The organism is Akkermansia sp. KLE1798 (genome assembly GCF_001580195.1).
GTDB lineage: Bacteria > Verrucomicrobiota > Verrucomicrobiia > Verrucomicrobiales > Akkermansiaceae > Akkermansia > Akkermansia biwaensis.
Window position 1 is genome coordinate 21,439 of sequence record NZ_KQ971100.1, and the last position, 7,851, is coordinate 29,289.

A 7,851-nucleotide genomic window follows, 5' to 3' on the forward strand; every position below is an offset into this window, starting at 1 on the left:
GCGGAAGGGCCGGGATTCCCTCCCGGCGGGCGGCCGGAGGAAAGATGGCTGTTTTTTCTCAAGGCATGGAGGAAAGAGCTATTGTCAAACAGGATGCATGATGTAGTATTCCGCCAGCATGAATACATTGGACGAATCCCTGACGAATGCCGTGAAAGAGGGTAGGCTTTTGGAATCTTCCCTGACCAACATCCGCCTTCTTCTGGCGGGAACGAAGTCTCCCGTGGCGCGCCAGGCCGTGGAGGAACTGGCCGCCGCCGGACAATGGCAGGAACTGAATGACCGTTTTTACAAAACCCTGGCTTTCGGCACGGGGGGGCTCCGTGGACGCACCATCGGCAATGTGGTCACGGCTGCGGAAGAAGGGAAGGGCGGCGTGAACGGCCGTCCGGAATATCCCTGCGTGGGAACGGCCTGCATGAACTACTTCAACGTGGGGCGTGCGATGCGCGGCCTGATCATCTATGTGAAAAAACACGTGGAGGCTACGGACCCGGGAAGAAAGCCCCGGCTGGTCATCGGGCACGATACGCGCCATTTCTCCCGTGACTTTGCCGAATTCTGTGCCGGAATCGGCACGGACCTGGGCTGCGACGTCTATCTGTTCGACAGCCCCCGCGCCACGCCGGAAATCTCCTTTGCCATCCGTGAATTGAATGCGGACTCCGGCGTCGTGCTGACCGCCAGCCACAATCCTTCCCACGACAACGGCTTCAAGGCCTATTTCAGCGACGGCGCCCAGCTTGTTCCCCCGCATGACAAGGCGGTGATTGCGGAAGTGAACGCCCTGACCTCGGAAGAATACGAACCCCTGCCAGAAAACCGGAGAGGAGAACTCCACGTGCTGGACTCCTCCTTTGACCGCATTTACATGGACAGGCTGAAATCCGTGCTTCTGCGTCCGGAACTCTTCTCCAAAGGAGGCGCCAAAATCGTTTACTCCAACCTGCACGGCACGGGCGGCCACATCATCGTTCCGCTGCTGAAGGAACTGGGCTGCAACGTGCAGACCGTGGCGGTGCAGGACGTACAGGACGGCCGCTTCCCGACCGTGGCTTCCCCGAATCCGGAAAATCCGCCGGCACTGGCCATGGCCATTGAACAGGCGGACGCTTCCGGAGCGGACATCGTCATCGCCACGGACCCGGATGCGGACCGCATGGGCGTGGCCGTGCGCGGGGAAGACGGAAAAATGCACCTTCTGACGGGCAACCAGATCGGCTCCCTGCTGGCGTGGTACCGTTGCATGAGCATGTCGGAACTCGGCATCATCAATGACTCCAACCGTTCCCGCGCCGTCATGGTGAAAACATTCGTCACCACCGGGCTGCAGGACGCCATCGGCCACCACTTCGGGTATGAAGTGGTTAACGTGCTCACGGGATTCAAATACATTGCCCAGAAGCTTGGAAAATACGAGGAAGCCATCCCGGCGGAAAAACGCAGGGACTACCGCAGGATGAGCGAGGAGCAGACGCGGGCCCTGCGCCTGCAATACAGCCGCTATTTCGTGTTCGGCGGGGAGGAAAGCTACGGCTACCTGGCCCAGGACTTCGTGCGCGACAAGGATGCCAACTCCGCCGCCATCATCTTTGCGGAGCTGGCCGCTTATGCGGAAAGTGCCGGAAAAAGCCTGCTGGAACTCCTGCATGAGCTCTTTGAAAAATTCGGCGTCTATCTGGAAATGGGCAAATCCCTGGTCATGGAAGGTGCGGACGGCGCCGCTAAAATTGCGGCCCTCTCCGCATCCTATTCCGCCAATCCTCCCGCGGAACTGGACGGCGTCGCCGTCAGCGGCATCCGCGACTTTTCCAAGGGAGACATGGTGGACGTGGAAGGCGATCCCATCCCCGCGGAAAAGATGATCTTTGTGGACCTGGCGGACGGCCGCAGCTTTGCGGTGCGCCCCTCCGGCACGGAACCCAAGATCAAATACTACCTCTTCGGCCACGGCAGGCCGGGCGAGCCCGTGAAGGAGGCGCTGCCCAAGGTCCAGGCCTCTCTGGACTCCCTGTGGGCGGCCGTGGAAAAGGATGCCCGCACCCGTTCCGACAGCTAAATATTGTTAACAAATTCGCCCCGGCTACTACGCAATGTGGACGGGGCGAATTTATTTTCTTGCCAAAGGAGGCGGATTTGAGCAGTTTATAGTCCTTATGACATTTGCGGTTCAAAAACCCCTTTGCCTGGTTTCCGCTCTGTTTGCCGGGCTTATACTCTCCTCCTGCTCCTCCTCCCAACGCCAAGTCGAAGCCCCTGCGCGCCTCCCCGCCTACAGCTTCGTTCCCGGGAAGACGGCCGTTCTTCACAACGGGAAAGCCATTCCTCCCAGGAATGCCCCCGTCCAGGTGAAACGGGCTATCGCAGCCGCCAATTCCCTGGTCAACAAACCCTACCGGATGGGCGGCGGCCACAGGAAGCACTATGATACTCATTACGACTGCTCCGGAAGCACCTCTTTTGTCCTGAAAGAAGCCGGCCTCCTGACTTCCACCCGCCATTCCAAGCTGTTTCTGAATTACGGGCAGAAAGGGACCGGGGACTGGATCTCCGTTTATGCCAAGGACGGGCACGTTTTCCTGGTCATCTGCGGCCTCCGGTTTGACACTTCCGGCAGTGGCAGGCGCGGCGAAGGCCCCCGCTGGAGAGTGGACGGCCGGAACACCAGGAACTTTCTGGTGCGCCATCCCACGGGACTTTAACCTGTCCTCTGCGGTTTCAGGCCGTGTTTTTTGTGTATGTTCGCACGGGCTTTCTTGATCAATGAAGCCTGATGTGCTATCAGGTGTGAGGACGTTGATAGTTCCTTGACTTTCATGGCTAAGACAAAAATTCACGTAGGGCTTGAAATAGGCACGAGCAAAACCTGCATGGTCGTGGGCGAAGTGAAGCCGGACGCGACCGTGACGATCATCGGCGTGGGTGAAGTTCCTAGCGAGGGGGTGGTGCGCGGAGAAATAGAAGACACCTCCAAGGTCATCCAGTGCGTTTACGACGCCTGGAACATGGCCCAGGACCATGCGGACGTGGACATCATGACCGTTTACCTCTCCGTGACGGGCGCCCACATCGTGGGACAGAACAACCGCGGCACCTTCCGCCTGCCTCCGGATGAAAGCATCATTTCCCAGGAGCACATGGACGAGGTGACGGAAATCGCCCGCGACGTGGCCCTGGGGCCGGAACAATTCGTCCTGCACCGCGTGCCGGGCCTCTTCTCCGTGGACGGGCAGGAAAACCTGACCAATCCCGCCGGGCTGACCGGCAGAACGCTGGACATTGACTGCCACATCATCCACGGCATCAAATCCCGCATCACCAACTCCTTCCGCTGCGTCAGGGAAGTGCCCCTGGACATTGCGGACGTGGTCTTTGCGCCCATCGCCACGGCCCAGTTCGTGCTCAACAGGCAGGTGAAGCAGGCGGGTGCGCTCCTGATAGACATGGGTGCGGGCACCACGGACTACGTTCTGTATCTGGACGGCCAGCTCGTGGCCTCCGGCTGCGTGCCGCTGGGCGGGGACCATATCTCCAACGACATCACCCTGATGACCGGCATCCCCCTGCCGCAGGCGGAACTGCTGAAAAAAACGGAGGGTGACGCCAACAGCTTCTCCGGGAAAACCAATGAAATGGTACGCGTGCGCGGGGAAGGCGGCATGAAGGACGCCGCGGTTGAACGCAACGTGCTCAATGAAATCATCCGTTCCCGTCTGCTGGAAATCTTCAATCTGGTCAAATCCTCCCTGCCCAAGGACACCTTCAAGGGCAACCGCTGCCACGGAGTCTATCTGTGCGGAGGCGCCAGCCTGATGCGCGGCGTGGGGGAACTCGCCTCCCACGTATTCGGCGTGGCGATCAGCCGCCCCACGCTGTCCAAAAACGGAGTCCCCTCCTACCTGGATGACCCGCGGTACTGCACGGCCATCGGCCTGATCCGCTACGCCCAGATTCTGGACGCGGAACTGCCGCCGCAGCGGAGCTGGCTGGGCCGCCTCTTCGGCCTCTTCTCCAAGGAACGTTCCTGACACCCCCCATCCCCCCTATCACCATGCTGGACTTTTCTACACGGGAACCGGCCGCGCGGTCCGGAAAAACCTGCCTCTTCGGCACAGGTTCCGCAGGCACCAAGGTCATGGAGGAAGTGCTGGCCCTGGCGCCGCAGACCTCCTCCGTATGCGCCATGAATCTGGACGCGCGCCTGCTGAACGCCTCCTCCGTCCCCTGCAAGATTCATCTGGGCGCCAGAATCACCCGGGGGCTGGGATCGGGCGGGGACGCCTCCGTGGGCGCCCAGGCGGCGCGGGAAAGTGAATCCGCCATCCTGCGGGTCCTGGAAGGCTGTGACCTGGCCGTCATCGCCGCCGGGCTTGGCGGCGGTACGGGGTCCGGCGTGGCTCCGGAAGTCGCGCGGCTTGCCAAGGAACAGGGCGCCTATGTCGTCAGCGTCGTTATCCGTCCTTTCGGCTTTGAGGGGGAACGCCGTTCCGCCCTTGCGGATGAAGCGCTGGCCCGGTTGGCCCTGTACTCGGACATGGTGCTGCGCTTTGACAACGACGCCATGGAAAGCCTGATTGATTCCGACAAGGGAGTGCTGGAAGCCTTCTCCGTCGTCAATGCCCTCATGGCGCGCGCCGTGCTGATCGTTCCCTCCCTTCTCGACTCCTCCGGGAGCCTGCTCCAGGTCGGTCTGGACGACCTGCTGCGCGTGGCCGGAGCGGGGAAGGGCATCTGTTCCTTCGGCGTGGGGGAATCTTCCGTGAACGCCCCTGTGGAGGAAATACTGGCGCAGGTGAAAAATTCCCCCCTCTTTCTGGAAAAGCGCCTGAGTGCGGTGGACGATGTTCTGGTGCTGGTCCGCGGCGGAGCTTCCCTGACCCTCCAGCGTCTGGAAATGCTGGTGAACGGCATGGCGGAAATGCTGGGCGGTTCCGTGCGCCTCCATATCGGCGCGAGCGTGGCGGACGGCATGGATGACCGTCTGGCATTGACTGTACTGGGTGTCGTGCCGGCGGAAAAAACGGCGTCCCGTCCCGTCCCGTCCCTGAAACCGGAAACGGGGGCGCCTGCGGAACCGGAGCTGGTGCCGGAAGAAAGTCTTTTTGTCGGAGCCGGGAAAACCATCCAGCCCTCTCCCCCGGCGGCAATGCCGGAACCCGAACCGGAGCGGCCCGTTCCCTCCGTCAAGAGCAATGAACACGAGCTGGAAGAGGAACTGGTCCCGGTAAGGCCGGTCCTCCCGGTGCCGGATATTGTCCAGTCGCTCCCGGAAAGCTCCCTTGAGGAGGAAAAAGGCGGGACGGATGAAAAACCGGAGGAAGAACCGGAACCCGCTCCCGACATCAAGGAGCTGGAAGAAGGCACTCCCCCCGCGGAGGGCGAGGAAGAACGCGCCGGGCACGGCTTGTTCGCCCGGGTGCGCCCCCTCATTCTGGACGGGGAAGACCTGGACCTTCCCCCGGCGCTGAGAAAAAGGAAACCGGACCAGAACTGATGCCTTCTCCCCGCGCGTCCAGGCTGTGGTTTTGGGCGATAATTCTCGCCTCCCTCCTGTATGTGGCTCTGCTCAGTTGGTGGAGCCCGTTCACGTCCGATACGTACCACCATGCCCTGACCGGCATGGAACACCGTTTTTCATTCACCCTGGTCTGGGAGCGCTGTGTGGACTCCTACATGACCTGGAATCCCAGGATAGGGGAATATCTGGCATTTGCGGTGGCGACGGCCGGCAAATGGTTCTTTATCCTGCTCAATCCTCTGGTGCAGGTCGGTCTGGCGCTGATGATGTTCTACCTGGCCGCCGGGCGAAGGGTAAATCCCCGCTCCTGGCCGGACGTGCGGCTGTTCGGACTGGGCCTGCTCCTGCTGTTCACCTGTACGGCCCGTCCCGGCGTCACCATTTACTGGCTCTCCGGGGCAACCAACTATTCCTGGGCCGCCGCCCTGTGGCTGGGATTCCTGTGCCTGTACCGCGGTCTGGCGGAAACGGAAAACGAAGCGCCGTCCGGTTGGCGCAGGTGGGTGTCCGTGCTGGTTCTGGGATTCCTGGCGGGCATGACCAATGAAAACAACATCCCCGGAACGTGGCTCCTGCTGGGAATCTTGTTCTTCTTCGTCCGCGTGGTCCGGCGGAAAAAACTGCCGCTATGGTTTTACGGCGGTCTTGCGGCACACGTGGCGGGCTCGTGCTGCATGCTGTTCGCCCCTGGAGTCTCGGCCCGGATGAACTCCGCCGCGCCCGGCTGCGCCGTGCCTCTCTCCGGTATTCCGGACAGGCTGGAATCCGTTCCCGTCCTGCTCGCCAGAATGCATGAATACCTGGCGCTTCCCCTCTTGCTGGGCCTGGCTGCGGCCTGGGTACTGTGGAAACATTCTGGCAGGGACCGGAAGGCGTTTCTTCCGTGGAAAACGGAAATGGGAACGGCAGCGGCCTGTGTAGTGACGGCATATGCCATGGCGCTCTCCTTCTGTGCCGCCGTGATTCCGGCGGACCACGCCATGTTCTCTGCAACCGTGTTGTTCGGTACGGGCGTCATGACGCTGATCCATGTCTGGTACGGTCTTCCCGGCGCTGTTCCCCGTCCGCGGATATTCATTGTCTTCTTTCTGGTCTTCTCCGGAGCATGCATTGCCTCCACGCTGTACGACCACCTGCTGATGTACCGTCAGCACCGGGAGCGCGTCAGCATGATTCTGGAACAAAAGAAAGCCGGAATCCGGGACCTTTCCGTTCCGCCCTTCGTCCGTCCGTCGCCCTGGTGTTCCTTCATCTTCTGGGTGGACCTGTCCGAATCGCCGGAGGACTATGTTAACCGCGGCGCGGCCGCCTACTATGGAATCCGGAGCATCAGGACAAAATAAAAGGGAATAACTTCCCGCCTGTCCTCCTTTCTCCCGGCTATTTTTTCCCTGCGGCAGGGTACGGGTTGTGGAGCGCAAAAATGCGTGGGCCGCCCGAATGGAAACGGCCTGAAACTGGGAGGAAAAGAAAAAATGAAATACGGAAGCTGAAGGGAAAATATCCCGTGGGTGGAAGCGCGGATGCGAAAAAAGTCAAATTGAGAGGCTGGTGGAGAGGCAAGGAAAGGCGGATTTACATCCGGCAGGAAAAAAGACTTCATGGAAGCGGCGATTGCTTTTTGGCGGGAAACAGGTAGGCCGTGGAAGAACAAAACCTTCAGCCGGAATTCGGCCATGAGGAAACAAACGGTTGAATGGGCTGGACAGCAAGGCGGAATACTTGGACGGAATCTTTGTGCAGAAACCATCGCGAACATAATCACGTCAGGGAAATACGGTTTTCTTCTTTCTGCTCTCCGCTCTGATGGATATTCCAACGCCTCCCCGAATGGTTTAGTCGCACCTCGTGTGAGGTGCGACGTCCCGCCGCATCCTGGTACACGGCAGTCATGACGTTTCAATCCACGCACCTCGTGTGAGGTGCAACCCATGACGAGCAGATACCTCTCAAAGATTTGCCGGTTTCAATCCACGCACCTCGTGTGAGGTGCGACATTTTCCGGCATATCTGAATAAATGTTCCACGTGGTTTCAATCCACGCACCTCGTGTGAGGTGCGACATATTCTTCCTCATAATGCAGGCAAGTTTCTTCAGTTTCAATCCACGCACCTCGTGTGAGGTGCGACCTGAAACAGAAAATCTATGAAGCCAGAAACCTGATGTTTCAATCCACGCACCTCGTGTGAGGTGCGACTGCATGAAGCTCCCGGACCTGGACCCGTGCATCATGGTTTCAATCCACGCACCTCGTGTGAGGTGCGACTCGGACGGCGATATTTACATTCAACAGGGCAAATGGTTTCAATCCACGCACCTCGTGTGAGGTGCG

General features: G+C 60.0%; 5 protein-coding genes and 1 CRISPR repeat array. All 5 genes read left to right on the forward strand.

Features of this window, described 5'->3' with window-relative positions; translation table 11 throughout:
• The first annotated feature begins 118 nt into the window (after nt 1-118).
• The 5 genes from HMPREF3039_RS12910 (at nt 119) to HMPREF3039_RS12930 (ending at nt 6,861) form a co-directional block, all read left to right on the forward strand.
• Complete coding sequence (locus HMPREF3039_RS12910) at nt 119-2,059, forward strand: phospho-sugar mutase (RefSeq protein WP_067573758.1); 1,941 nt, start codon at nt 119-121, stop codon at nt 2,057-2,059.
• 97 nt (nt 2,060-2,156) lie between these two features.
• Nucleotides 2,157-2,702 carry a hypothetical protein gene (locus HMPREF3039_RS12915; protein ID WP_067573751.1) on the forward strand — a complete coding sequence of 182 codons (546 nt, stop codon included), beginning with the start codon at nt 2,157-2,159 and terminating at the stop codon, nt 2,700-2,702.
• A gap of 114 nt (nt 2,703-2,816) precedes the next feature.
• On the forward strand, nt 2,817-4,028 hold the full coding sequence (gene ftsA / locus HMPREF3039_RS12920; protein WP_067573746.1) for a cell division protein FtsA: 1,212 nt from the start codon (nt 2,817-2,819) through the stop codon (nt 4,026-4,028).
• Between the two features lie 23 nt (nt 4,029-4,051).
• Nucleotides 4,052-5,494 (forward strand): cell division protein FtsZ, encoded by a 1,443-nt coding sequence (locus HMPREF3039_RS12925; RefSeq protein ID WP_067573744.1) that lies wholly within the window; start codon nt 4,052-4,054, stop codon nt 5,492-5,494.
• Nucleotides 5,494-6,861 carry a DUF6056 family protein gene (locus tag HMPREF3039_RS12930; protein WP_067982861.1) on the forward strand — a complete coding sequence of 456 codons (1,368 nt, stop codon included), beginning with the start codon at nt 5,494-5,496 and terminating at the stop codon, nt 6,859-6,861. The genes HMPREF3039_RS12925 and HMPREF3039_RS12930 overlap by 1 nt, the downstream gene beginning before the upstream one ends.
• Nucleotides 6,862-7,347: 486 nt before the next feature.
• A CRISPR array of direct repeats spans nt 7,348-7,850; the repeat unit is 30 nt; unit sequence GTTTCAATCCACGCACCTCGTGTGAGGTGC.
• The last annotated feature ends 1 nt before the right edge of the window (nt 7,851 follow it).